The organism is Rhodococcus sp. PAE-6, assembly GCF_025290685.1.
GTDB classification, from domain to species: Bacteria; Actinomycetota; Actinomycetes; order Mycobacteriales; family Mycobacteriaceae; genus Rhodococcus; species Rhodococcus pyridinivorans.
Genome location: NZ_JAOCLZ010000001.1, coordinates 681,779 through 707,052, shown reverse-complemented (window position 1 = coordinate 707,052; position 25,274 = coordinate 681,779). Strand labels below are relative to the sequence as shown.

At 69.2% G+C, this 25,274-nt stretch carries 22 protein-coding genes; 16 read left to right on the top strand and 6 right to left on the bottom strand.

Annotated features, from left to right (window positions below; genetic code table 11):
- Positions 1-25: 25 nt before the first annotated feature.
- Positions 26-469: a ferritin-like domain-containing protein gene (locus NVV99_RS03265; protein ID WP_006554231.1), complete on the bottom strand. Its 444-nt coding sequence runs from the start codon at positions 467-469 to the stop codon at positions 26-28.
- Positions 466-957 (bottom strand): hypothetical protein, encoded by a 492-nt coding sequence (locus NVV99_RS03260; protein WP_170318571.1) that lies wholly within the window; start codon positions 955-957, stop codon positions 466-468. The genes NVV99_RS03265 and NVV99_RS03260 overlap by 4 nt, the downstream gene beginning before the upstream one ends.
- A 156-nt stretch (positions 958-1,113) precedes the next feature.
- Between NVV99_RS03260 and rimP the strand changes: the two genes are divergently transcribed.
- From rimP to truB, 11 genes are all read left to right on the top strand, one after another.
- Positions 1,114-1,713: a ribosome maturation factor RimP gene (gene rimP / locus NVV99_RS03255; RefSeq protein WP_019289143.1), complete on the top strand. Its 600-nt coding sequence runs from the start codon at positions 1,114-1,116 to the stop codon at positions 1,711-1,713.
- Positions 1,710-2,738: a transcription termination factor NusA gene (gene nusA / locus NVV99_RS03250; RefSeq protein ID WP_006554228.1), complete on the top strand. Its 1,029-nt coding sequence runs from the start codon at positions 1,710-1,712 to the stop codon at positions 2,736-2,738. The genes rimP and nusA overlap by 4 nt, the downstream gene beginning before the upstream one ends.
- A 44-nt stretch (positions 2,739-2,782) precedes the next feature.
- Positions 2,783-3,091, top strand: coding sequence for a YlxR family protein (locus NVV99_RS03245; RefSeq protein WP_006554227.1), 309 nt, complete (start codon positions 2,783-2,785; stop codon positions 3,089-3,091).
- A 204-nt stretch (positions 3,092-3,295) separates the two neighbouring features.
- A complete protein-coding gene (gene infB, locus NVV99_RS03240; RefSeq protein WP_024100657.1) occupies positions 3,296-6,175 on the top strand; it encodes a translation initiation factor IF-2 in 2,880 nt (959 codons plus the stop codon).
- Between the two features lie 124 nt (positions 6,176-6,299).
- On the top strand, positions 6,300-6,590 hold the full coding sequence (locus tag NVV99_RS03235) for a DUF503 domain-containing protein (protein ID WP_006551275.1): 291 nt from the start codon (positions 6,300-6,302) through the stop codon (positions 6,588-6,590).
- Between the two features lie 53 nt (positions 6,591-6,643).
- Complete coding sequence (gene rbfA, locus NVV99_RS03230; protein WP_006551274.1) at positions 6,644-7,102, top strand: 30S ribosome-binding factor RbfA; 459 nt, start codon at positions 6,644-6,646, stop codon at positions 7,100-7,102.
- 88 nt (positions 7,103-7,190) lie between these two features.
- Positions 7,191-8,138: a bifunctional oligoribonuclease/PAP phosphatase NrnA gene (locus NVV99_RS03225; protein WP_232333468.1), complete on the top strand. Its 948-nt coding sequence runs from the start codon at positions 7,191-7,193 to the stop codon at positions 8,136-8,138.
- 125 nt (positions 8,139-8,263) lie between these two features.
- Entirely contained in the window at positions 8,264-9,580 is a 1,317-nt protein-coding gene (locus NVV99_RS03220; protein WP_051424905.1) for an MATE family efflux transporter, read from the top strand.
- 3 nt (positions 9,581-9,583) lie between these two features.
- Positions 9,584-10,522 carry a metallophosphoesterase gene (locus NVV99_RS03215; RefSeq protein WP_024100660.1) on the top strand — a complete coding sequence of 313 codons (939 nt, stop codon included), beginning with the start codon at positions 9,584-9,586 and terminating at the stop codon, positions 10,520-10,522.
- A gap of 41 nt (positions 10,523-10,563) precedes the next feature.
- On the top strand, positions 10,564-11,226 hold the full coding sequence (gene npt / locus NVV99_RS03210) for a 4'-phosphopantetheinyl transferase Npt (RefSeq protein ID WP_024100661.1): 663 nt from the start codon (positions 10,564-10,566) through the stop codon (positions 11,224-11,226).
- On the top strand, positions 11,226-12,149 hold the full coding sequence (truB, locus tag NVV99_RS03205; protein WP_019289147.1) for a tRNA pseudouridine(55) synthase TruB: 924 nt from the start codon (positions 11,226-11,228) through the stop codon (positions 12,147-12,149). The genes npt and truB overlap by 1 nt, the downstream gene beginning before the upstream one ends.
- 31 nt (positions 12,150-12,180) lie before the next feature.
- Here the strand turns inward: truB and NVV99_RS03200 are convergent, their stop codons facing one another.
- Genes NVV99_RS03200 through NVV99_RS03185 form a run of 4 tightly spaced genes read right to left on the bottom strand, consistent with a single transcriptional unit; the run spans position 12,181 to position 15,465 of the window.
- A complete protein-coding gene (locus NVV99_RS03200) occupies positions 12,181-12,873 on the bottom strand; it encodes a metal-dependent transcriptional regulator (protein ID WP_024100662.1) in 693 nt (230 codons plus the stop codon).
- A gap of 20 nt (positions 12,874-12,893) precedes the next feature.
- Positions 12,894-13,787 (bottom strand): metal ABC transporter permease, encoded by an 894-nt coding sequence (locus NVV99_RS03195; protein WP_024100663.1) that lies wholly within the window; start codon positions 13,785-13,787, stop codon positions 12,894-12,896.
- Positions 13,784-14,581 carry a metal ABC transporter ATP-binding protein gene (locus NVV99_RS03190; RefSeq protein ID WP_006551266.1) on the bottom strand — a complete coding sequence of 266 codons (798 nt, stop codon included), beginning with the start codon at positions 14,579-14,581 and terminating at the stop codon, positions 13,784-13,786. Before NVV99_RS03190 ends, NVV99_RS03195 begins: the two co-directional genes overlap by 4 nt.
- Positions 14,578-15,465, bottom strand: a complete 888-nt coding sequence (locus NVV99_RS03185) for a metal ABC transporter substrate-binding protein (RefSeq protein WP_024100664.1) — start codon at positions 15,463-15,465, stop codon at positions 14,578-14,580. The genes NVV99_RS03190 and NVV99_RS03185 overlap by 4 nt, the downstream gene beginning before the upstream one ends.
- A 158-nt stretch (positions 15,466-15,623) precedes the next feature.
- Here NVV99_RS03185 and NVV99_RS03180 point away from each other — a divergent pair, with 158 nt between their 5' ends.
- The 5 genes from NVV99_RS03180 (at position 15,624) to NVV99_RS03160 (ending at position 25,266) form a co-directional block, all read left to right on the top strand.
- Positions 15,624-16,592, top strand: coding sequence for a bifunctional riboflavin kinase/FAD synthetase (locus NVV99_RS03180; protein WP_006551264.1), 969 nt, complete (start codon positions 15,624-15,626; stop codon positions 16,590-16,592).
- 662 nt (positions 16,593-17,254) lie between these two features.
- Entirely contained in the window at positions 17,255-17,524 is a 270-nt protein-coding gene (rpsO, locus tag NVV99_RS03175) for a 30S ribosomal protein S15 (RefSeq protein ID WP_006551263.1), read from the top strand.
- Positions 17,525-17,848: 324 nt separating this feature from the next.
- Positions 17,849-20,134 carry a polyribonucleotide nucleotidyltransferase gene (locus NVV99_RS03170; RefSeq protein WP_024100665.1) on the top strand — a complete coding sequence of 762 codons (2,286 nt, stop codon included), beginning with the start codon at positions 17,849-17,851 and terminating at the stop codon, positions 20,132-20,134.
- 204 nt (positions 20,135-20,338) lie between these two features.
- Complete coding sequence (locus tag NVV99_RS03165) at positions 20,339-21,574, top strand: NarK/NasA family nitrate transporter (protein ID WP_041803308.1); 1,236 nt, start codon at positions 20,339-20,341, stop codon at positions 21,572-21,574.
- Positions 21,571-25,266 carry a nitrate reductase subunit alpha gene (locus NVV99_RS03160; RefSeq protein ID WP_006551260.1) on the top strand — a complete coding sequence of 1,232 codons (3,696 nt, stop codon included), beginning with the start codon at positions 21,571-21,573 and terminating at the stop codon, positions 25,264-25,266. The genes NVV99_RS03165 and NVV99_RS03160 overlap by 4 nt, the downstream gene beginning before the upstream one ends.
- Positions 25,267-25,274: the final 8 nt, after the last annotated feature.

The following is a 25,274-nucleotide window of genomic DNA, read 5'->3' as shown; positions in this document are numbered from 1 at the left end:
GTCGACCGGATCGAGGCCGACCGGATCAGGGTTGACCGGGGAAGGCCACCGACGGCACGACTCCGCGGCTCTGCCGCCACCGCGCCGCCCGCAGGGCCGCCTCGGTGAGTGCGTCCACGGCCGTGGCCCGGGTGGCCTCGCTGCGTGCCCGTTCGACGACGGACCGCCACGCGACCGCGGTGTCGCTCTCTATCTGTTCGGCGAGCTGCGCGGCGGACGCGGCGTCGATCACCGGGAACGGCACGGTGTAACCGGGTGCCGCGACCGGCGGCTCGACGCTCGCGGCGCGCAACGCCTCGATCGTTGCATCACGGCGTGCGCGGTGCGCTGCGGTGTCCTCCGCCACGGCGTTCGCGCGGGCGGGATCCGCGAAGGCCGCGACCACGCCGTATCCGAAGACCGCCGCGTGTTCGGCCTCGAGGGCGTCGACGAGGGCCTGCTGTTCGGAACCGAGTTCGGGTGAGCTCACGGCAACATCACCGCGGTCTGCACGGCGCAGGACGCGCTGATCGAGGCGAGCAGACCCGCGCGGTAACCCGAGAGCGTGCGTGCGAGGTCGGCGGCTTCGCGCTGCGACCGGTTCAACCGCTCACGGAGCGCCTCGACGGTCGGCAGCTCACCGGTGGGAGTGGTCACGGTGGTCGACGGGGGAGTGAAACTCGTGGTGGCGCCCTCCATCCGGGCGATCTCGGCCTCGAGCGCGTCGGCGTGGGAGGTCCGCTCGGCCGCGATCGTGGTGAGCGGCGCGGACAGCTCCGGCGCCCGCGCGACCAGCGCGGTCGCGATCGCTGCGTCGGTGCGGGCGCGGGTCGCCTGACCCGCCAGCGGATCCGGTTCGGCGGCATCCTCGTCGGAGGCGCCGCACGCGGTGATCGTCGTGATTCCGAATCCACCGACGGCGACCGACGACCATCGCAGGAGGGTTCGTCGGGAGACGGTGGGACGGTCGAGTGGCATCGGCACCGGACCATCCTGCCAGTCGCGTCGTCCGACGAAGGACGCCGCCCTGGTCACAGCAGCAGGAGACGCGGGTTAGGCTTGATGTCTGCCGGTACGCATCCGTTCCGGCCCGCTGTCCGCTGCGACCACAACTGAACGAGGAGCCCGCCCGCCATGCCTGTGCCGCCCCCGGAGAGGATCGTCGAGCTCGTCTCCGATCTGCTCGCCAGAGAGGGATACGACCTCGAGGACGTGGTGGTCACGGCCGCCGGAAAGCACAGTACGGTGCGCCTCCTCGTCGACAGCGACGCAGGTCTCGGTCTCGACGAGGCGGCCCGCCTGAGCAGGATCGTCTCCGAGGCCTTCGACGGAGTCTCGGACTTCGGCGAGTCGCCCTACGTCCTGGAGGTCACCAGCCCCGGGATCGGCCGGCCCCTGACCGAGCCCCGCCACTGGCGGCGCGCTCAGGGTCGCAAGACGAAGGTGGAACTGGCCGACGAGACCCTCGTCGCACGCATCGGCGAGCTCGTCGGCGACGAGATCAGGCTCGTCCTGCCCGATCGGTCCGGGCCGGTCGTGCGTTCGGTCCCGCTCTCGGCGGTGCGCAGAGCGGTGGTGGAGGTGGAGTTCTCCCCGCCGCCACCGAGGGAACTCGAGCTCGCGGGCGGGGTTCCGGACGGCCGGGTCGCGGCCGGGGAGCTGGCCGAAGGGCCCGAGGACGACACGGGCAGCGACGACCACGACGAGACGAACGAAACGAAGGTGGACAAGTGAATATCGAGATCGCCGCCCTGCGCATGCTCGAGGCGGAGAAGAACATCCCGTTCGACGAGCTGATCGCGACGCTCGAGACGGCCCTGCTCACGGCGTACAGGCACGTCGACGGACACCAGCCGCACGCGCGGGTCGTGGTCGACACGAAGACCGGCGCCATCCAGGTCCTCGCCGAGGAGCGCGACGCCGACGGCAACCTGATCGCCGAGTGGGACGACACTCCCGAGGACTTCGGCCGGATCGCGGCGACCACCGCGCGTCAGGTCATCATGCAGCGCATCCGCGACGCCGAGCACGAACAGCGCTTCGGTGAGTTCGCGACCCACGAGGGTGAGATCGTCAGCGGCGTCGTGCAGCGCGACTCGCGTGCCAACGCCCGCGGCATGGTCGTCGTGAAGATCGGCGGCGAGACGAACAACGCCGAGGGACTGATCCCGCCGGCCGAGCAGGTGCCGGGGGAGTCCTACGAGCACGGCGACCGCATCAAGTGCTACGTCGTGGGCGTCTCCCGCGGACAGCGCGGCCCGCAGATCACCCTGTCGCGGACGCATCCCAATCTGGTGCGCAAGTTGTTCGCCCTCGAGGTCCCGGAGATCGCCGACGAGTCGGTGGAGATCGTCGCCGTCGCCCGCGAGGCCGGGCACCGCTCGAAGATCGCCGTGCACTCGACCGTCCCCGGCCTCAACGCCAAGGGTGCGTGCATCGGCCCGATGGGGCAGCGGGTGCGCAACGTGATGCGCGAACTCGGCGAGGAGAAGATCGACATCATCGACTACGACGAGGACCCCGCGAAGTTCGTGGGCAACGCACTGTCGCCGTCGAAGGTGGTGTCGGTCACGGTCGTCGACCCCGACGCGCGCGCCGCCCGGGTGGTCGTTCCCGACTTCCAGTTGTCCCTCGCGATCGGCAAGGAAGGGCAGAACGCCCGGCTCGCGGCCCGGCTGACCGGCTGGCGGATCGACATCCGCAGCGACGCGGCACCGGCCGGGAACGACGATTCGCGCGGCGGCTCGACAGGCGCGTAGGAGTGGGATGCGGGATTCCGGGCAAATCAGCGGTACAGTGGTCGATGGTTCAGCATGACCTGTCCTCGACCGGCGGGGAACGCGCCACTACGGTGCGGACCTGTGTCGGATGTCGGCAGCGAACGCTGGCTGCCGAACTGCTCCGGGTGGTGGCGCGCGAGAAGGAACCGTCAGGTTTCGCCGTGATTCCCGATCCCCGACGCAGGCTTCCCGGGCGAGGTGCTTGGTTGCATCCCAACCCGGAATGTCTGGGCCTGGCGGTTCGGCGTCGAGCATTCGGCAGGGCACTGCGCGTGACCGGGTATCCGGACACCACAGCGCTGGATCAGCTGGTCGGGTCCACGGCACAGTGATCACGGACGTATCGAGTCGGCCTCGGCCGGGTACGACGATCGTGGGAACGACGACGAGGAACACCAACAGTGACATCGCACTCTGAGAAGAACAGGCACGAACACTCATGAGCACACCGTGAAGCACCAGCGATGAACGTCCATCGGAGATAACCCGAGGTCGTGCGGGCAGTCGGCCGCTCGACCTCATCAGTGAGGAGAGCAGTGGCAGGCAAGGCCCGCGTGCACGAGTTGGCGAAAGAACTCGGTGTCACCAGCAAGGAACTACTCGCACGCCTGAAGGAACAGGGCGAGTTCGTCAAGTCCGCGTCGTCGACCGTCGAACCGCCGGTCGCGCGTCGACTGCGCGAATCGTTCGGTAAGACCGAAGGCGATGCAGCCGCGAAGGCTGCACCCAACCCCGCACCGAAGCCCGGTGCCCCCCGGCCGGGTCCCCGGCCCACCCCTGCGAGCCCGGCCCCCGCGGCCGAAACCGCGCGTCCCAAGCCGGGCGCACCGAAGCCGGCTGCTCCCAAGCCCGCTCCGGCACCGGAGGAGCCCGCGGCTCCCGCGCCGCAGGCCCCCGCTGCCCAGGCGGCACCGCAGTCCCCGGCTGCTCAGGCTCCCAGCGCGACGCCGCAGGCTCCCGCGGCCAAGCCCGGCCCCAAGCCGGCCGGTCCGCGTCCGGGTCCGAAGACCCCGCGCGTCGGTAACAACCCGTACTCCTCGGCTCCGGCCGAGCGTCCCGCTCCGCGTCCGGGTGCCCCGCGCCCCGGCCCGGGCGGACCGCGTCCTACCCCCGGACAGGGCGGCCCCCGCCCCACGCCCGGACAGGGACGTCCCGCAGCAGGCCCCGGTGGCCCGCGTCCCGGACCCGGCCAGGCCGGTCCGCGTCCGGCTCCCGGACAGGGCGGTCCCCGCCCCGCGCCCGGACAGGGCGGTCCCCGTCCGTCCCCGGGTTCGATGCCCCCGCGTCCCAACCCGGGTGCGATGCCGCAGCGTGCTGCGCGTCCGGCCGCATCCGGTCGTCCGGGTCGTCCGGGCGGAGCTCCCGGTGGACGTCCCGGTGGCGGTGGCGGCGGCTACCGCGGTGGCGGCGCCGGTGGCGGCGCACCTGCAGGTGCAGGTGCTCCCGGTGGTTTCCGCGGTCGCCCCGGTGGCGGTGGCGGTGGACGCGGTCGCGGCGGTGCAGCCGGCGCGTTCGGTCGTCCCGGTGGCGCTCCGCGTCGTGGTCGTAAGTCGAAGCGGCAGAAGCGGCAGGAATACGATTCGATGCAGGCGCCGTCGGTCGGCGGCGTGCGGTTGCCGCGTGGCAACGGCGAGACCATCCGTCTCGCTCGCGGCGCATCGCTGTCCGACTTCGCCGAGAAGATCGACGCGAACCCGTCGGCCCTGGTGCAGGCGCTGTTCAACCTCGGTGAGATGGTCACGGCCACTCAGTCGGTGAACGACGACATCCTCGAGCTGCTCGGCTCGGAGATGAACTACGTCGTGCAGGTCGTCTCGCCCGAGGATGAGGACCGCGAGCTGCTCGAGTCGTTCGACATCCAGTACGGCGAGGACGAGGGCGGCGAGGAAGACCTCCAGCAGCGTCCGCCGGTGGTCACCGTCATGGGTCACGTCGACCACGGCAAGACCCGCCTGCTCGACACGATCCGGAAGGAGAACGTCGGCGAGGGTGAGGCCGGTGGCATCACCCAGCACATCGGTGCCTACCAGGTGATGACGCACCTCAACGGTGAAGATCGCCTGATCACCTTCATCGACACCCCGGGTCACGAGGCGTTCACCGCGATGCGTGCCCGCGGCGCGAAGGCGACGGACATCGCGATCCTCGTGGTCGCAGCCGACGACGGCGTCATGCCGCAGACGGTGGAGGCGATCAACCACGCACAGGCCGCCGATGTCCCGATCGTGGTCGCGGTGAACAAGATCGACAAGGAGGGTGCGAACCCTCAGAAGATCCGTCAGCAGCTCACCGAGTACGGGCTGGTGGCGGAGGAGTACGGCGGCGACACCATGTTCGTCGACATCTCCGCGAAGCAGAACCTCAACATCGACCAGCTGCTCGAAGCGGTGCTGCTCACCGCCGACGCAGCGCTCGATCTGCGGGCCAACCCGGACATGGAGGCGCAGGGCGTCGCCATCGAGGCGCACCTCGACCGCGGTCGCGGTCCGGTGGCCACGGTGCTCATCCAGCGCGGCACTCTGCGGGTCGGCGACTCGATCGTCGCCGGCGACGCCTACGGCCGCGTGCGCCGCATGGTCGACGAGCACGGCGAGGACGTGCTCGAGGCACTGCCTTCGCGTCCGGTCCAGGTCGTCGGCTTCACGTCGGTGCCCGGCGCCGGGGACAACCTCGTCGTCGTCGAAGAGGACCGCATCGCGCGTCAGATCGCCGACCGGCGTAATGCCCGCAAGCGCAACGCGCTCGCAGCACGTAGCCGTAAGCGCATCAGCCTCGAGGATCTCGATGCCGCTCTCAAGGAGCACAACGAGCTCAACCTCATCCTCAAGGGCGACAACTCGGGTACCGTCGAGGCCCTCGAAGAGGCGCTCATGGGTATCGAGATCGACGACGAGGTGCGCCTGCGGGTCATCGACCGCGGTGTCGGTGGCGTCACCGAGACCAACGTCAACCTCGCTGCCGCGTCGAACGCCGTGATCATCGGCTTCAACGTCCGCGCCGAGGGCAAGGCCACCGAGCTCGCGAACCGCGAGGGTGTCGACATCCGCTACTACTCGGTCATCTACCAGGCGATCGACGAGGTGGAGAAGGCCCTCAAGGGCATGCTCAAGCCGATCTACGAGGAGGTCGAGCTCGGCCGCGCCGAGATCCGCGCGATCTTCAAGTCGTCGAAGGTCGGCAACATCGCGGGTTGCCTCGTGCAGTCCGGCATCGTCAAGCGCAACGCGAAGGCCCGCCTCATCCGCGACAGCAACGTCGTGGCCGAGACGGTCACCATCTCGTCGCTGCGCCGCGAGAAGGACGACGTCACCGAGGTCCGCGAGGGCTTCGAGTGCGGTTTGACGATCACCTACTCCGACATCAAGGTCGGCGACGTGATCGAGGCGTACGAGTTGCGCGAGAAGCCGCGCGACTGATCCACCCGCACCCGTGGCGGTGAACGATTCGTCGTTCGCCGCCACGGGTGTGTCGGGACGCCCGACCCGGCCGGCACGGAGCCGACCGGACGGCCGACCGGAGTGTCCTCGAGGAGAGAAGCGAATGTATCTGGGAGCGCTCGAACTCGACCTGCTGCTCGGCGACGTGCATTCGCTCAAGCAGAAGAGATCGGCGATCCGTCCGGTGGTCGCAGAACTGCGCCGGCTCGGGGTGTCCGCCGCCGAAACCGGGGAACACGATCTGTACCGCCGGGCGCAGGTGGGTGTGGCGGTCGTCGCCCCCGACCTCGCGCACGTCGGAGAGATACTGGACAAGTGTGAGCGGCTGGTCGCCCAGCGGCCCGAACTCGACCTGCTGTCGGTCAGACGCAGGCTGTACGGGCCCGAGGACTGATCCCGGCCGCACGACAGGCCGCCTGCCGGCGGCTACAGAAGGGAACGAACGACATGGCCGATCCAGCACGGGCTCGCCGACTCGCGAAGCGCATTGCCACCATCGTGGCCACCGCCATCGACCTCGAGATCAAGGATCCGCGCCTCGAGTTCGTGACGATCACCGACGCGAAGGTCACCGCGGATCTGCACGACGCCACCGTCTACTATACGGTCCGGGGCGCGGATCTGAACACCGAACCCGATCACGAGGCCGCTGCTGCCGGCCTCGAGAAGGCCAAGGGCGTGCTCCGTTCGAAGGTCGGCGCCGGCACCGGTGTGCGGTTCACCCCGACGCTGACGTTCGTCACCGACACCGTGCCCGACACGGCACGGCACATGGAGGAACTCCTCGCGCGCGCTCGCGCGGCCGACGACGAGGTCGCACGCGCCCGTGAGGGCGCCGTTCCGGCCGGCGATGCCGATCCCTACAAAGAATCCCGTGAGCGCGACGCCGGTGACGACGACGAATAACGCACCGGTGCCCGACCCGACTCCTCCGGTGGTCCCGTCGCGCCGGGACGATGCCGGCGTCCCGTCCGGCCCGGCAGGATCCGTCGACCTGCACGGTGCCGCCGCACTGCTCGACGCGGCGGCCACCGTGACGGTGCTGTGCCACATCAACCCCGACGCCGACACCCTCGGCAGCGGGCTGGCCCTCGGGCTGGCGCTCGAGCGACGCGGTGTCGCCGTGCAGGTCGCGTTCGGTTCGCCCGCGAACATGCCGGACTCGATGCGGTCGCTGCCGGGCGCACACCTGGTCACGCCGGTCGCGGAGGTACGCCGTGAGGCCGATCTCGTGGTGACCGTCGACTGCGGTACCGCGGGCCGTCTCGGTGTCCTGCGCGACCGTCTGAAGACCGCCCCGAACGTCCTGGTGATCGACCACCACCTGTCCAACACGCGGTTCGGCACCCACAACCTCGTCGACCCGGAGTCCGAGGCCACCGCGATGGTGCTCGCCGACCTCTTCGACGTGTGGGGTGTCGAGATCGACGCCGCACTCGCGCACTGCCTGTACGCGGGACTGGTGACCGACACCGGATCGTTCCGCTGGGGTCGCCCGCAGGCCCACGGACTTGCCGAGCGCCTGCTCGCCACCGGTATCGACGGCACGTCGATCACGCGGGCCCTGCTCGACACCCATCCCTTCGGGTGGTTGCCGATGCTGTCGTCGGTGCTGGCCACCGCCACACTCGAACGCGACGCTGCTCAGGGCAGGGGACTGGTCTACGCCTTCGTCCGGCGCGCCGACTCCGCGCATCTCGGTCCGGAGGAGGTCGAGAGCGTCATCGACATCGTGCGCACCACCGCCGAGGCCGAGGTCGCCGCGGTGTTCAAGGAGGTCGCTCCCGAGGAGTGGACCGTCTCGCTGCGCGCGAAGACCTCGGTGGACGTGTCCGCCGTCGCCACCGCACTCGGCGGCGGAGGACACCGCCTGGCGGCGGGGTACACCGCCCACGGCGACACCGATCGGATCGTCGCCGCCCTGCGCGGCGTGCTCGGTTGACTGCGTCCGGCGGGTCGCCCGCCTCTGAGACGCCCGGCGGCTCACGCGCCTCTGAGACGCCCGGCGGCTCACGCGCCTCTGAGACGCCCGGCGGCTCACGCGCTTCCGACGTCACCGGACGGCGGATCCTCGGGCTCGTCCTTCCCGCCCTCGGGGTGCTCGCGGCCGAACCGCTCTACCTGCTGTTCGACATCGCCGTCGTCGGCCGGCTGGGGGCGCTGCCCCTGGCCGGTCTCGCGATCGGCGGGTTGATCCTCGCGCAGGTGAGCACCCAGCTCACCTTCCTGTCGTACGGCACCACCGCGCGCGCGGCGCGTTTCCACGGTGCGGACCGGCACGACGACGCTGTCGGCGAGGGCGTGCAGGCGACCTGGCTCGCGATGATCGTCGGACTTGCGATCCTGCTCGTCGGCCAGGCGCTGGCCGGTCCCGTCGCGCGGCTGCTCGCCGGCGATGCCGAGATCGCCGACGCCGCCGTCTCGTGGCTGCGCGTCGCGCTGTTCGGGGCTCCCCCGATCCTCGTCGGCCTGGCCGGGAACGGTTGGATGCGCGGCGTCCAGGACACGATGCGGCCGCTGCGATTCGTCATCGCCGGCCTCGCCCTGTCGGCGGTGCTGTGCCCGGTACTGGTCCACGGACTGCTGGGCGCTCCCCGGTGGGAACTCGTCGGTTCCGCCATCGCCAACGTGATCGGGCAGTCCGTGACGGCCGTCCTGTTCGTCGTGGCGCTGCTGCGGTCCGGGGTTCCGCTGCGACCGCGACCCGCCGTGATCGGGGCACAGTTGCGGCTCGGACGTGACCTGATCGCGCGCAGCCTCGCATTCCAGGCCTGCTTCCTGTCCGCGGCGGCGGTGGCGTCGCGTTTCGGTGCGGCCGCGGTGGCCGGTCATCAGGTCGTGCTGCAACTGTGGACCTTCGTGACCCTCACCCTGGACTCGCTGGCGATCGCCGCGCAGGCCCTCGTCGGCGCCGCGCTCGGTGCGGCCGACCGCCGGGGCGCGACTCGCCTGGCGTGGCGGTTGTCGGCGTGGTCGGTGGTCTTCGCCGTCGTCCTCGCGGTGGTCTTCGTGGCGGGGAAGGATGTGATTCCTGATCTGTTCACCACCGATACCGAGGTGCTCGACCAGATCGGCGTCGCGTGGTGGTTCTTCGTCGCGATCATGCCGCTCGCGGGAATCGTCTTCGCACTCGACGGTGTTCTCCTCGGTGCGGGGGACGCCGCCTTCCTGCGTACCGCGACGCTGGCCTCGGCGCTGTTCGGCTTCCTGCCGTTGATCTGGTTGTCGCTCGCGTACGACTGGGGTCTGGCGGGTATCTGGACGGGGCTTACGGTGTTCATCGTGTTCCGGATGATCGCCGTCGTGTGGCGCACGCTCTCGGGGCGATGGGCGGTGACGGGCGCGGACCGGCAGGTGCGCATCCAGGACGAGTCGGGAGGTTAGTGCGTGGCAGCGAAGGTGTGGGCGATCAGCGACATCCATGTGGGTCATCGGGGCAACCGGCCGGTCACCGAGGACCTGTATCCGGAGTCGCCCGACGACTGGTTGATCGTCGCGGGCGACGTGTCGGAGAAGACCGACGACATCCGGTGGGCGCTGTCGCTGCTCCGCAGCCGGTTCGCGAAGGTGATCTGGGTGCCCGGCAACCACGAACTGTGGACGACCGCCAAGGACCCGGTGCAGATGTTCGGGGTCGCGCGCTACGACTATCTCGTCACGATGTGCCGCGAACTCGACGTGCTCACCCCTGAGGATCCGTATCCGATCTGGGAGGGCGAGGACGGGCCGGTGGTGCTCGTGCCGATGTTCCTGCTCTACGACTACTCGTTCCTGCCGGAGGGCACCACGACGAAGGCGGACGGGCTCGCGCTGGCGCGCGAACGCAACGTCGTCGCGACCGACGAGTTCCTGCTGAAGCCGGATCCGTACATCACGCGCGACACCTGGTGCCGGGTACGCGTGGATCAGACCCGCGCCCGTCTCGACTCGCTCGACCCCGCCCTGCCCACCGTGCTGATCAACCACTTCCCGCTGGTGCGCGAACCCACGCGGATGCTGTTCTACCCCGAGTTCGCCCTGTGGTGCGGTACCACCGAGACGGCCGACTGGCACCTGCGCTACCGGGCGCTGTGCAGCGTGTACGGCCACCTGCATATCCCGCGGACCACCTACTACGACGGGGTGCGCTTCGAGGAGGTCTCGGTCGGCTACCCGCGCGAATGGCAGCGACGCGGCATGCCGGAGCAGCCCCTGCGGCAGATCCTCCCCGTCCCGGAGTATCCGCCGGGCAGCCTGAACAAGTGGGGCGGTCATTTCACCGTGACCCCCGAGATGGAAGCCGAGGCCGAGAAGATGCGGGCTCAACGAGAGAAGGAGTTGCGGTGACCGAACCGGACACCGGGCAGAAGACGGACACGCGCGGCGCGCTGATCGGGCGCATCGTGCCGGACGGCATCGCTGCAGCCGAGTTGTTCGAGGACCCACCGGGACTGCGGCCGCATCCCCAGGAGGAGCCGCTCGTGGCGCGGGCCGTGGAGAAGCGGCGCCGCGAGTTCGCCGGTGCCCGTCATTGCGCCCGCCAGGCCATGCGCACCCTCGGCGTCGACCCCGCGCCGGTACTGCGCGGAGAGATGGGCGATCCCGTCTGGCCTCGCGGCGTCGTCGGCAGCCTCACCCACTGCGACGGCTATCGCGGTGCCGTGCTGGGCTATTCGCTGCAGATCCGATCGCTCGGCATCGACGCCGAACCGCACGACGTGCTCCCCGACGGGGTGCTGCCCGCGGTGAGCCTCGAACCCGAACGCGAGTGGCTCGCCTCGGCCGGCGACGACCTGCACTGGGACCGTCTGCTGTTCTGCGCCAAGGAGGCCACCTACAAGGCGTGGTTCCCGCTGACGAAGAGGTGGCTGGGCTTCGAGGACGCCCACATCACCTTCGAGCGCGACACCACCTCGGACGTGGTCACCGGCACCTTCCACTCGCGACTGCTCGTCCCCGGCGACACCCTCGACGGGCAGCCGCTGACGGGCTTCGACGGACGGTGGCTCATCGCCGACGGTCTCGTCCTCACCGCGATCACGGTGCGCTGATGAACGACGCCGCACCCCCGCAGGAACATCCGGCACTCGCCCGCGCAGGCCTGCTCGTCGTCGACAAGCCCGCCGGCATGACGAGCCACGACGTGGTGGCGCGCTGCCGCCGACTGCTCGGCACCCGCAAGGTCGGGCACGCGGGCACTCTCGACCCCATGGCGACGGGCGTGCTCGTTCTCGGCGTCGAGCGCGCCACCAAGCTGCTCGGGCTGCTCGCACTGACGACCAAGTCGTACACCGCGACGATCCGTCTCGGGCAGAGCACCGTCACGGACGACGCGGAAGGCGAGACCGTCGCGACCACCGATGCGACGCACGTGACCGACGAGCAGATCGGCGAGGGCGTGGCCGCGCTGACAGGCGACATCCAGCAGGTGCCCGCCAGCGTCAGCGCCATCAAGATCGACGGCAAGCGCGCCTACGCCCGCATGCGCGAGGGGGAGGCGGTCGAGTTGAAGGCCCGGCCGGTCACGGTCTCGCGGTTCGACGTCCTCGCCCGCCGCGATGTGCCCGGGAGCGGCTTCGTGGACGTCGACGTCGACGTGGACTGCTCGTCCGGCACCTACATTCGGGCGCTCGCACGCGATCTCGGCGCGGCCCTCGGAGTGGGCGGTCATCTCACGGCGCTGCGTCGCACGAAGGTCGGCCCGTTCGGCCTCGAACATGCCCGCACGCTCGAACAGCTCGCCGACGACCCGACGCCGAGCCTCGACATCGACGCGGCCGTGCGCACGGCCTTCGAGTGCCGCACCATCAGCGACGAGGAGGTGGGGCTGCTCGCGAACGGCCGCTGGCTCGAGCCCGTCGGGATCCACGGCGTCTACGGCGCCGTGGATGCGCAGGGTCGGGCTGCAGCGCTGCTGCAGGAGAAGGGCAAGCGGGCTGCGGCGGTGTTCGTGGTGCGCCCCTCCAACATGTGAGCGGGCTCGGACGGGCCGGATCGCAGCCGGCTCAGACGAGCCAGATCGCTTCCGCCGCCGGGTGACCGAGATCGATCGTGCGGCCCTCGGTCCGGCCCAACCGGACCGAGATGGTTCCGGCGAAGTCGCGACGTTCGAGCACGGTGATGTCGGTGTCGAGGGCGATCCCGACCTCGTCGAAGTAGCGCAGCATCGCGGGGTCGGAGTCGGAGATGCGGGCCACGCGGCCGTGGTCGCCGTCGTTGAACTCGCTCAGGGCGCGGGCGGGTGGTGACGGGATCGTGCCGTCGGGTGCCGGGATCGGGTCGCCGTGCGGGTCGCGTTCGGGATGACCGAGTTTGGTGTCGATCGCTGCGACCATCCGTTCGGAGACGGCGTGCTCGAGGATCTCGGCCTCGTCGTGCACTTCGTCCCACCCGTAGCCGAGCTCGCGGACCAGGAAGGTCTCGATGAGGCGGTGGCGCCGGACCATCGCCACGGCGGCCTGCCGGCCCTCGTCGGTGAGGGAGATCGCGCCGTAGCGCTCGTGGTGGACGAGTCCCTGGTCCGCGAGGCGGCGTACCGCTTCGGACACCGTGGACGCCGACACGCCCAGCTTCTCGGCGAGCAGCTTGGTGGAGATCTTCTCCCCGGACCACTCCTGGACCGTCCACATGATCTTGAGATAGTCCTGTGCGACCGAGGACAGCAGCTCGGTCGCGGTGGTCTCGTTACTCTCAGGCACGCGTCCAGCTTAGGTAACCGTCACCCGGGAATCACGCTCTCCGTCGGCTTGCTGGTCCTTTCGCCCTCCGGCGCGCGGCGACGCATCACGAGCCGGGTGACGACACCCTGACGCGGAGCGAACAGGTACGCGAGGGTGAAGACCACGGCCTGGGCGAGCACCACCACGCCGCCGGTCGCGGCGTCGGTGTAGTAGCTCGTGTACACACCGACCACCGAGGCGATCACTGCGAGTACCGGTGCGATCACCAGCATCCGGGCCATCCGGTCGGTGAGCAGATAGGCGGTCGCGCCGGGGATGATGAGCATCGCGACGACGAGGATCACGCCGACCGCCTGCAGCGCGCTGACGATCGTCACCGCGAGCAGCGACAACAGCAACGCCGACAGCGCGGCGGGGGACAGGCCGAGGGTGTGCGCCTGGACGCGGTCGAAGGCGAACAGCGTCAGATCGCGGCGCTTCGCGACGAGGACGGCCAGCACGACGGCCGCCAGGATCGACACCTGCCAGACGTCGCCCGTCGCGAGCCCGAGCAGGTTTCCGAACAGCACGTGGTGCAGGTCGATCTGGCTCGGGTTCTTCGAGATCAGCACCACGCCCAGGGCGAACAGTGTCGTGAAGACGATGCCGATGGTGGCGTCCTCCTTGACGCGGCTCGTGCCGCGGACGAGCCAGATCAACGCGACGGCGATGCCGGCGAAGACGAGGGCTCCGAGCGCGAACGGCACCCCCACCAGATAGGCGAGGACGACACCGGGCAGCACGGCGTGCGAGACCGCGTCGCCCATCAGCGACCAGCCGATGAGCACGAGCCAGCAGCTGAGCAGCGCGCACACGATCGTCGCGGCGACCGCGACGAGCAGCGCGCGCTGCATGAAGCCGTACTGCAGGGGTTCGATCAGCACGTCGATCATCGTCCGGCCTCCTGTGCGTATGTCTCCCGTGCGACGTCCTCGGCTCGTCCACCGTTCGCAGGTGGGGGAGCGCCGAAGGCTCGGGCGAGGTTCTCCGGGAGGAGGACCTCCTCGGGGGAGCCGTGCACGAGCACGCGCCGCTGCAGCAGTACCGCCTCGTCGCACAGTTGCGCCAGACCTGCAAGATCGTGGGTGGCGACGAGGATCGCGTGGCCGCTCGCCGCCAGTTCGCGGATGACGCCGGTCAGCGCGTGCTCGGTGGTGGTGTCGACCCCCGCGAACGGCTCGTCGAGCAGCAGCAGCGGCGAGCCCTGCGCGATCGCCCGTGCCACGAAGACACGCTTGCGCTGGCCGCCCGAAAGCTGTCCGATCTGCCGGCCGGACAACGCGGTCATGCCCACGCGTTCGAGCGCGGCGTCGACGGCCTCGTGGTCGGCGGGGCGCGGGCGGCGCAGGAAGCCCTGGTGGCCGTAGCGGCCCGTCATGACGACGTCGCGCACGCCGATCGGGAAGTTCCAGTCGACGGCCTCGGACTGCGGCACGTAGGCGACCTGCGTGCGGCGACGCGCCACGGCGGTGGTCGTCCCGCCGATGGTGACGCGACCCGAGGTGGGTCGCACGAGACCCATGATCGTCTTGAACAGCGTCGACTTACCCGAGCCGTTGGTTCCTACGAGTCCGCAGACGCGGCCGGGTGCGAGTTTCAGGGTGACGTTCTGCAGGGCCAGGACGGTGTCGTAGCGCACCGTCACGTCGTCGACGAACAGTGCCGGTGTGTCGAGTGTCGAAGTCATGGCCTCAGTCCCGTCGTGATGACGTCGATGTCGTGTCGGAGCAGATCGAGGTAGGTGGGGACGGGACCGTCCGCCTCGGAGAGCGAATCGACGTAGAGGATTCCGCCGAATTCCGTTCCGGTATCGGCCGCGACCTGCCGTTGCGCCTTGTCCGAGACGGTCGATTCGCAGAACACCGCCGGAACCTCGTTGGTGCGCACGAAATCGACGGTCCGGGCGATCTGCTGCGGGGTGCCCTGCTGGTCGGAGTTCACCGGCCACAGATAGGCCTCCTGCAGCCCGGCGTCGCGCGCGAGATAGCTGAACGCGCCCTCACAGGTGACGAGTGTGCGCCGGGCGGCGGGTACGCCGTCGAGGGCGGTGACGAGTTCGGTGTGGAGACCGTCGAGTTCGGCCTTGTACGCCTCGGCGCGGGCCGCGAAGTCGTCCGCGTGCTCGGGGGCGAGGTCGGCCAGTGCCGCGGCGATGTTGTCGACGTAGACGCGGGCGGCGAGCGGGGACATCCAGGCGTGGGGGTTGTAGGGACCCGTCGTCGCGCCCTCACCGATCGGCAGTGGGTCCACACCCTCGCTCACGACCACGTGCTCGGCGTCGACATCGGCGACGAACTGTTCGAACCACCGCTCGAGACCGAGTCCGTTGTCGAGGACGAGGTCGGCCTCGGTCGCGAACCGCAGGTCGCCCGGCGTGGGCTCGTAGCCGTGGACCTCGGCGCCGGGCTTGGTGATGGACTCGACCCGCACGTGGTCGCCGCCGACGTTGCGCGCCATGTCGGCGAGGACGGTGAAGGTGGTCAGGACCAGGGGCCGATCGTCGGCGGAACCGGTGGTCGAACATGCCGCGAGGGCGGCAGCGCAGGCCGTGGCCGCGAAGGCGGCGATCATGCGACCGGCACGGGAGGATACGGACCGTGTTCTGTGGGCTCTCGACGAAAAGTTCGGCACACCGAAATTATGCATTCGCCGAGCCGTCACCGTCATGTGGGGCGCTCCGGGAGCCATCCGGGCGTGCCCGACCCGCTCACGGGCCGTAGGCTGCCGATGTGCAGAGATGGCGAGGTCTGGACGAAATTCCTGCGGACTGGGGTCGGTGTGTACTCACGATCGGCGTGTTCGACGGCGTACACCGCGGCCATCAGCAGCTCATAGCGCGTGCCGTCGAGGCCGCGCGGGCACGCGGTGTGGCCGCCGTGCTCATGACCTTCGATCCCCACCCCATGGAAGTGGTCCGCCCGGGCAGCCACCCGGCGCAGCTGACCACCCTCGCGCGACGCGCCGAGCTCGCCGAGGAACTCGGTATCGACGTTTTCTGCGTCATGCCGTTCACCCCGGAATTCATGAAGCTCTCGCCGGAGCGGTACGCCCACGAGATCCTCGTCGAGCGACTGCACGTGGCCGAGGTGGTCGTGGGGGAGAACTTCACCTTCGGAAAGAAGGCGGCCGGCACCGTCGACATGCTGCGCTCGATCGGTGAGCGTTTCGGGTTCGCGGTGCAAGGGCTCACGCTGGTCGCCGAGCACGCCGTGACGTTCTCGTCGACCTACATTCGTTCGTGCGTCGACGCCGGGGACGTCGTTGCGGCCGCGGACGCACTCGGTCGCCCGCACCGGGTCGAAGGCGTGGTCGTGCACGGCGACGGTCGCGGTCGCGGACTCGGATTCCCGACCGCCAACGTCGCACCGCCGATCTACGCGGCGATCCCCGCCGACGGCGTGTACGCGGCCTGGTTCACGGTGCTCGACTCCGGTTCTCCCGTCGAGGGACTCACGGCTGGTCAGCGCTACCTCGCAGCCGTGTCGGTGGGCACCAATCCGACCTTCTCCGGACGCAAGCGCACGGTGGAGGCGTTCGTCCTCGACGAGAAGGCCGATCTCTACGGCCAGCACGTGGCGGTCGACTTCGTCGAGCGGCTGCGGGGCATGGAGAAGTTCGATTCCGTGGAAGCGTTGATCTCCGCGATGCACCGCGACGCCGAACGGGCGCGAGAGGTTCTCACGAAGACTCCCCAGTGACACCGACTTCGAGTGACACCGACTTCGAGTGACACCGACTTCGAGTGACACCGACTCTCGAGTGACGTGGGTGTCCGTCGACCGTCCGGTGTCGTCCGAACGAACGCAACTGCGAGTTCGGTACGAAAAAGGTCTTGTCCGCCGTCTTCTCCGAGGACCGGGGGCGCACCCCGGACCGCGAGTCGATTCTGTCGTTCTTCGCCTCCCGCATGCACCTGCGTCAGTGCTCTGGCACGTCGGATCGCCGACGCGCCGGGCTCACTGGACTATCCCTACTGGGTGAAGGCCGACCTCGCCGTCGACGACGGTGTCGCTCGCGATCGAGCGCTACTACCGCGAGCGCGGGGAGGATCTGCCCTCGGAGTACGCGGCGGTACCCGTGGCGCTCGGCGGTCACCGTCCTGGCCCCGGCACGGGACGACCTCCGTCCCGACCGCGACATCGACCGGTACGTCGAGTTGCTCGACCAGGTTTTCGCCGAGGTGTCGGCCGCGGTGGGCCGCGCGGGTGCCGGCCGGCGCTGAACCCGATCGTGGTTCGGCGGCAGAAGTCGGCTCTGATAGGCTGGACCGTCGGTGCGCGCTGCGGTTCGCGGTGGCCGTACCGGGCGGACTCCGGTCCGTCTACCGTCACGCGGACGTCAGTTGTACAGGAGTGACCCAGTGGCTCTGACCACCGAACAGAAGAAGCAGATCCTCGGCGAGTACGGCCTCCACGAGACCGACACCGGCTCCCCCGAGGCGCAGGTGGCACTGCTCACCAAGCGCATCGTGGACCTCACCGAGCACCTCAAGCAGCACAAGCACGACCACCACTCCCGCCGCGGCCTGCTGCTGCTGGTCGGTCGTCGTCGCCGCCTGCTGAAGTACGTCGAGAAGGTCGACGTCGAGCGTTACCGCTCGCTCATCCAGCGTCTGGGTCTGCGTCGCTGACGCGGACAGGACACGACCTGATCTGCATTCGCTGATCTTTTCCGGCAGCCGACGGGGTACCCATTACACTGGGCCTCGTTGGCTGTCGGTGTTTGTGCCGGTTCGGCCGGCGACTTCCATCGCCTCCAATGGTGATGATCCGTATGCACCGACGGTGTCGGTCCTCGGTAGTGACCTTCCGGTCCCGTCGGGTGTCGTATCCCGAATCCGCCGGAGGGTTTCGATCGACGACCGCCTCCGTGAGTCGGTGCGCAGCCGTGGCCACGGGGGTCGCGGCGCCCGCGCGGGTACGGCGAAGACGAAGAGGGAAGAGAAGACATACAGATGACAAGCACTACCGCAGTCGAGATCGACGAAGGGGTCTACGAGACCACCGCAACGCTCGACAACGGTGCCTACGGCACCCGCACCATCCGTTTCGAGACCGGCCGCCTCGCACGCCAGGCCGCCGGTTCGGTCGTCGCCTATCTCGACGACGAGACCATGCTGCTCTCGGCCACCAGCGCCTCGAAGCAGCCCAAGGACCAGTTCGACTTCTTCCCGTTGACGGTGGACGTCGAGGAGCGCATGTACGCCGCGGGTCGCATCCCCGGCTCGTTCTTCCGTCGTGAGGGACGCCCCTCCACCGACGCGATCCTGACCTGCCGTCTGATCGACCGGCCGCTGCGCCCGTCCTTCGTCGACGGTCTGCGCAACGAGATCCAGGTCGTCGTCACGGTTCTGAGCCTGAACCCGAACGACCTCTACGACGTCGTCGCGATCAACGCCGCGTCGGCCTCCACCCAGCTCGCCGGCCTGCCGTTCTCCGGCCCGGTCGGTGGCGTGCGTGTCGCGCTCATCGTCTCCGACGACAACAAGTCGGGCCAGTGGGTCGCGTTCCCGACCGTCGAGCAGCTCGAGAACGCCGTCTTCGACATGGTCGTCGCCGGTCGCATCGTCGGTGGGGGAGACAACCCCGACACCGCGGACGTCGCGATCATGATGGTCGAGGCCGAGGCGACCGAGAACGTCATCGCGCTCGTCGACGGTGGCGCCCAGGCGCCCACCGAGTCCGTCGTGGCCGAGGGCCTCGAGGCGGCGAAGCCGTTCATCGCCCGCCTGTGCATCGCGCAGCAGCAGCTCGCCGCCGCCTCCGCGAAGCCCACCGGTGAGTTCCCGCTGTTCCCGCCCTACCAGGACGACGTCTACACCGCGGTCGAGTCCGCCGCGTCGGAGAAGCTCGCCGAGGCGCTCACCATCGCCGGCAAGCAGGAGCGCGACGACCGCACCGACGAGATCAAGGTCGAGGTGCTCGAGCAGGTCGCTGCGAACTTCGAGGGTCGCGAGAAGGAGATCGGCGCTGCCTTCCGCTCATTGACCAAGAAGCTCGTGCGCCAGCGCATCCTGCGCGACCAGTTCCGCATCGACGGCCGCGGTGTCACCGACATCCGTGCCCTCTCCGCCGAGGTCGCGGTCGTTCCCCGCGCCCACGGTTCGGCGCTGTTCGAGCGCGGCGAGACCCAGATCATGGGTGTCACCACGCTCGACATGGTGAAGATGGCGCAGCAGGTCGACTCGCTCGGTCCCGAGACCAGCAAGCGCTACATGCACCACTACAACTTCCCGCCGTACTCCACCGGTGAGACCGGTCGCGTCGGCTCGCCGAAGCGTCGCGAGATCGGCCACGGTGCCCTCGCAGAGCGCGCGCTCATCCCGGTTCTGCCGAGCCAGGAGGAGTTCCCCTACGCCATCCGTCAGGTCTCCGAGGCCCTCGGCTCGAACGGCTCGACGTCCATGGGTTCGGTCTGCGCCTCGACGCTGTCGATGCTCAACGCCGGCGTGCCGCTCAAGGCCCCGGTCGCCGGTATCGCCATGGGCCTGGTCTCCGACGAGGTCGAGCTCGAGGACGGCACCCGCGAGACCCGCTACGTCGCCCTCACCGACATCCTCGGTGCGGAGGACGCGTTCGGCGACATGGACTTCAAGGTCGCCGGCACGAAGGACTTCGTGACCGCCCTGCAGCTCGACACCAAACTCGACGGTATCCCGTCGCAGGTCCTCGCCGGTGCGCTCTCGCAGGCCCACGATGCCCGCGCCACGATCCTCGAGGTCATGGCCGAGGCCATCGACACGCCCGACGAGATGAGCGAATTCGCTCCGCGAATCACCACCATCAAGGTCCCGGTGGACAAGATCGGTGAGGTCATCGGCCCCAAGGGCAAGATGATCAACTCGATCACCGAGGAGACCGGCGCCAACATCTCCATCGAAGATGACGGCACCGTCTACGTCGGTGCAGCGGACGGCCCGTCCGCGCAGGCCGCGATCGACAAGATCAACGCCATCGCCAACCCGCAGCTGCCGAAGGTCGGCGAGCGCTTCCTCGGCACCGTGGTCAAGACCACGGCGTTCGGAGCGTTCGTCTCCCTGCTCCCCGGCCGCGACGGCCTGGTGCACATCAGCAAGCTCGGCAACGGCAAGCGCATCGCCAAGGTCGAGGACGTCGTGAACGTCGGTTCGAAGATCCGCGTCGAGATCGCCGACATCGACAACCGCGGCAAGATCAGCCTCGTCCCCGTCGAGGACGAGTCGGCCGAGGCTGCTGCGACCGGCGAGAACGCCGAGTCCTGATCACCCCACCCGCCTGCCGGTTCCCGGTGGGCGCGTGAACCCCGCACCCGTGGCGCCCGACATCCGGTCGGGCACCACGGGTGCGGCGTTTCCGGCAGACCATGGTTACCGGGGTGCAACGGCCGGATGTCATCCGGGAGAGGTTCCGCCGAACCGGGTCCGGACCGCGCCCGGGAATGGTTCCCTGAGTATGTGAGAACGGCCATGCCAGCGGATCTCGGGAGGTTGCGCGGAGCGAATCTGGCTCTGGCAACCTGGGTGTCCGCCATCAACTTCTGGGCCTGGAACATGATCGGGCCGCTGTCGACGACCTACGCCACCGACATGTCGCTCAGCAGCACGGAAGCGTCGATGCTGGTGGCCACGCCGATCCTCGTGGGCTCCCTCGGCCGCATCGCGGTCGGGGCGATGACGGACCGGTACGGCGGACGGGCGATGTTCATCGCCGTCTCGCTGTCGTCGATCGTTCCCGTCGTCGCGGTCGGATTCGCCGCCGAGGCCGGCTCCTATCCGCTGCTCCTGGTCTGCGGGTTCTTCCTCGGCATCGCCGGCACGATCTTCGCGGTCGGGATCCCGTTCGCCAACAACTGGTACGAACCCGCCCGCCGCGGCTTCGCGACCGGCGTGTTCGGGGCGGGCATGGTGGGCACGGCCCTGTCGGCCTTCTTCACCCCGCGTTTCGTGAACTGGTTCGGGCTCGTGCCCACCCACATCGTCGTGGCGGCCGCCCTCGCCGTGACCGCCGTGGTGTGCATCCTGGTGATGCGCAATGCTCCCGATTTCCGTCCCAACACCGACCCGGTGCTGCCCAAACTGACAGCCGCGGCGAAACTCGGTGTGACCTGGGAGATGTCGTTCCTGTACGCGGTCGTGTTCGGCGGATTCGTGGCGTTCAGCAACTATCTGCCCACCTACATCAAGACGATCTACGGCTTCTCCGCCGTCGACGCCGGTACGCGCACGGCGGGTTTCGCGCTCGCCGCGGTCCTCGCCCGGCCCGTGGGCGGAGCGCTGTCGGACCGGGTGCCGCCGAAATACGTGGTCCTGGTCTCGTTCACCGGCACCGCCGTGATGGCGGTGATCGCGACCTTCCAGCCCCCGCCCGACCTGTGGTCGGCGCTGACGTTCATCACAATGGCGATCTTCCTCGGCATCGGCACCGGCGGTGTGTTCGCGTGGGTGGCGCGCCGCGCCCCGGCGCACACAGTGGGCAGTGTCACCGGCATCGTCGCCGCTGCCGGTGGGCTCGGCGGCTACTTCCCGCCACTGGTGATGGGCGCGACCTACGACGCCGAAGGCAACGACTACACCGTCGGTCTGCTCCTGCTCGCGGCGACGGCACTGGTGTGCCTGTTCTACACCGCATTTCGGCTGCACGCCCATGAACCGCCCCCTGTCGCACGATCCGGAACCCGCGACGTACGTGAGGAGAAGCCGTGACGGACACCGCCGGAGTCGGGAACCGGATCGAGGAACTGCTCGTGCGCAGCGGACGGTTCTTCACCTCCGGCGAGCAGTCCGACGACACACGCACGGTCACGCGGCGCGGTGGCCGCGAGGGCGACATCTTCTACCGGGACCGCTGGAGCCACGACAAGGTCGTCCGCTCGACCCACGGGGTGAACTGCACCGGCTCGTGCTCGTGGAAGATCTACGTCAAGGACGGCATCATCACCTGGGAGACCCAGGAAACCGACTATCCGACAGTCGGTCCCGACCGTCCTGAGTACGAACCGCGCGGATGCCCGCGCGGCGCGGCCTTCTCCTGGTACACCTACTCGCCGACGCGCGTGCGCTATCCGTACGCGCGCGGGCTGCTCGTCGAGATGTACCGGGAGGCGCGGCAGCGACTCGGCGATCCGGTGCTCGCCTGGGCCGACGTCCAGAACGATCCCGAACGGCGCCGCCGCTACCAGCGTGCCCGCGGCAAGGGCGGACTGGTGCGCGTCACGTGGGCCGAGGCCACCGAGATGATCGCCGCCGCGCACGTCCACACCATCAAGGAGTACGGACCCGACCGGGTGGCCGGCTTCTCGCCGATCCCCGCCATGTCGATGGTCTCCTTCGCCGCCGGATCGCGGTTCGTCGAACTGCTCGGCGGCGTGATGACGTCGTTCTACGACTGGTACGCCGACCTACCGGTGGCGTCGCCGCAGGTCTTCGGCGATCAGACCGACGTACCCGAGTCCGGGGACTGGTGGGACGCCTCCTACCTGATGATGTGGGGTTCGAACGTGCCCGTCACCCGCACCCCGGACGCGCACTGGATGACGGAGGTCCGCTACCGCGGCACCAAGGTCGTCTCGGTGAGTCCGGACTACGCCGACAACACCAAGTTCGCCGACGAGTGGATGGCGTGCGCGGCCGGTACCGACGGTGCCCTGGCGATGGCGATGGGCCACGTGCTCCTCACCGAGTTCTATGTGCGGCAGCGCGTGCCGTTCTTCGTCGACTACGTGCGCCGGTACACCGACCTGCCCTTCCTCGTGCGGGTCGAGGAACGCGACGGAAGGCTCGTGCCGGGCAAGAACCTCACCGCCGCCGATCTCGGGCACAGCGTCGAGAACGCGGCCTTCAAACCGGTCTTCGTCGACGGTGCGACCGACACCGTCGTCGTACCCCCGGGCTCCCTCGGCTTCCGCTACGGCGACGACGGCATCGGAAAGTGGAATCTCGAACTCGGCGACCTCGTCCCGACATTGACGGTCGCGCCCGGCGGCGGGGGAGCGGGCGAGACCGCGGCGGTGTACCTGCCGAGCTTCGACACCGTCGACGGGCACGGTGAAAGCATCGAACGGGGCGTGCCGGTCCGTCGGATCGGGGACCACCTCGTGTGCACCGTCTTCGACCTGATGCTCGCGCAGTACGGGGTGAACCGTCCGGAGCTCGACCTGCCCGGGCAGTGGCCGAGCGGGTACGACGACCCGGGCTCGCCGTACACCCCGGCCTGGCAGGAGGCCCTCACCGGGGTGCCCGCGGCCCAGGCGATCCGGATCGCGACGGAGTTCGCCCGCAACGCCGAGGAGTCGGGCGGGCGTTCGATGATCATCATGGGGGCCGGCATCTGCCAGTGGTTCCACGGCGACGCGACCTATCGCGCCGTACTTGCGCTGCTCATGCTCACCGGCTGCATGGGACGCAACGGAGGCGGGTGGGCGCACTACGTCGGCCAGGAGAAGTGCCGTCCCGTCACGGGATGGGCGGCCATGGCGATGGGGACGGACTGGTCTCGCCCACCTCGCCAGATGGCCGGCACCTCCTACTGGTACGTGCACACCGACCAGTGGCGCTACGACGGTTACCGTGCCGACGCGCTGGCCAGTCCGCTGGGACGAGGTCGTTTCCGCGACAAGCACACGATGGACGTCATGGCGTCCGCGGTCGCCATGGGCTGGACACCCTTCTATCCCCAGTTCGACCGCAACACCCACGAGATTGCCGAACAGGCACGGGCGGCGGGACGGGAGATCCCGCAGCACGTCGCGCAGCAACTCGCCTCGGGTGAACTGAAACTGTCGGTGACCGACCCCGACGACCCGCGGAACTGGCCGCGCGTGCTCAGCGTGTGGCGGTCGAACCTGCTCGGCTCGTCCAGCAAGGGCAACGAGTATTTCCTGCGGCACCTGCTCGGCACTGATTCCAACGTGCAGGCCGAGCCGACGGCCCCCGGCCTGCGGCCCGGTGAGGTGGCGTGGCCCGACGACCTGCCCGAAGGAAAACTCGACCTGCTCATGTCGATCGACTTCCGCATGACCTCGACAACATTGTTCTCCGACATCGTCCTGCCCGCCGCGACCTGGTACGAGAAGGGCGACCTGTCGAGCACCGACATGCACCCCTACATCCACGCCTTCACCGCAGCGGTCGATCCGCCCTGGGAAACCCGTTCGGACTACGACGCTTTCGGCGCCATCGCGCAGACCTTCAGCACCCTCGCCCGGACCCACCTGGGAACCCGCACCGACATCGTGATGGGGACACTGCAGCACGACACGCCCGCAGCGATGGCGTATCCGTCCGGCACCGAGCGGGACTGGCGCTCGACCGGCGAGGTGCCGGTTCCGGGGAGGACGATGGGTCCGCTCACCGTCGTCGAACGGGACTACGGTGCGATCGCGGAGAAGTGGGCGACGCTCGGTCCGCTCGTCGAGTCCCTCGGGTTGAACACCAAGGGCGTCGTGACCCGGCCGGACCGTGAGGTCGCCGAACTGGCACAGAGATTCGGCGTGATGGATTCCGGTGCCGGACAGGGACGTCCGGCGATCACCACCGCCGAACGCATGGCCGACACGATCCTCGCGCTGTCGGGCACGTCCAACGGCAGGCTCGCCGTCGAGGGTTTCCGTGAACTGGAGAAACGCACCGGACGGCGACTCGTGCACCTCGCGGAGGGCAGCGAGGAACGGCGGATCACCTACGCCGACACCCAGGCCCGTCCCGTACCGGTCATCACGAGCCCGGAATGGTCGGGGAGCGAAACGGGAGGTCGCCGGTACGCGCCGTTCACGATGAACATCGAGGAGCTGAAACCGTTCCACACGTTGACGGGCCGGATGCACTTCTACGTCGACCACGACTGGCTCGAAGAGCTCGGGGAGCAGCTCCCGGTCTACCGGCCCCCACTCGACATGTCGCGGTTGTTCGGCGAACAGGCGGTCGGCTCCGGCGACGGTGTCGGTCTGACGGTGAGATACCTGACCCCGCACTCGAAGTGGTCGATCCACTCGGAATATCAGGACAACCTGTTCATGCTGTCGCTGTCCCGGGGCGGGCCGACGATGTGGATGTCGCCGGCCGACGCCGCAAAGATCTCGGTGAGCGACAACGACTGGGTCGAGGCCGTCAACCGCAACGGTGTCGTGGTGTGCCGGGCGATCGTCTCGCACCGGATGCCCGAAGGGGTGGTGTTCGTCTACCACGCCCAGGACCGCGTCATCGACGTCCCGCGCAGCGAGACCACCGGACGCCGCGGCGGCATCCACAATTCGCTGACCCGCATCCTCATCAAGCCGAGCCACCTGGCCGGTGGATACGCGCAGACGGCCTACGCGTTCAACTATCTCGGCCCGACGGGCAACCAGCGCGACGAGGTGACGATCGTGCGTCGCCGATCCCAGGAGGTCGTCTACTGATGCGTGAG

Coding starts and splice junctions, on each gene's coding strand:
- truB (WP_019289147.1), top strand. CDS start 11,226: ATGAACGACGCCGCACCCCCGCAGGAACATCCGGCACTCGCCCGCGCA.
- NVV99_RS03195 (WP_024100663.1), bottom strand. CDS start 13,787: ATGATCGACGTGCTGATCGAACCCCTGCAGTACGGCTTCATGCAGCGC.
- NVV99_RS03165 (WP_041803308.1), top strand. CDS start 20,339: ATGCCAGCGGATCTCGGGAGGTTGCGCGGAGCGAATCTGGCTCTGGCA.
- rbfA (WP_006551274.1), top strand. CDS start 6,644: ATGGCCGATCCAGCACGGGCTCGCCGACTCGCGAAGCGCATTGCCACC.
- NVV99_RS03235 (WP_006551275.1), top strand. CDS start 6,300: ATGTATCTGGGAGCGCTCGAACTCGACCTGCTGCTCGGCGACGTGCAT.
- NVV99_RS03185 (WP_024100664.1), bottom strand. CDS start 15,465: ATGATCGCCGCCTTCGCGGCCACGGCCTGCGCTGCCGCCCTCGCGGCA.
- NVV99_RS03245 (WP_006554227.1), top strand. CDS start 2,783: ATGGTTCAGCATGACCTGTCCTCGACCGGCGGGGAACGCGCCACTACG.
- NVV99_RS03170 (WP_024100665.1), top strand. CDS start 17,849: ATGACAAGCACTACCGCAGTCGAGATCGACGAAGGGGTCTACGAGACC.
- rimP (WP_019289143.1), top strand. CDS start 1,114: ATGCCTGTGCCGCCCCCGGAGAGGATCGTCGAGCTCGTCTCCGATCTG.
- NVV99_RS03260 (WP_170318571.1), bottom strand. CDS start 957: ATGCCACTCGACCGTCCCACCGTCTCCCGACGAACCCTCCTGCGATGG.
- NVV99_RS03190 (WP_006551266.1), bottom strand. CDS start 14,581: ATGACTTCGACACTCGACACACCGGCACTGTTCGTCGACGACGTGACG.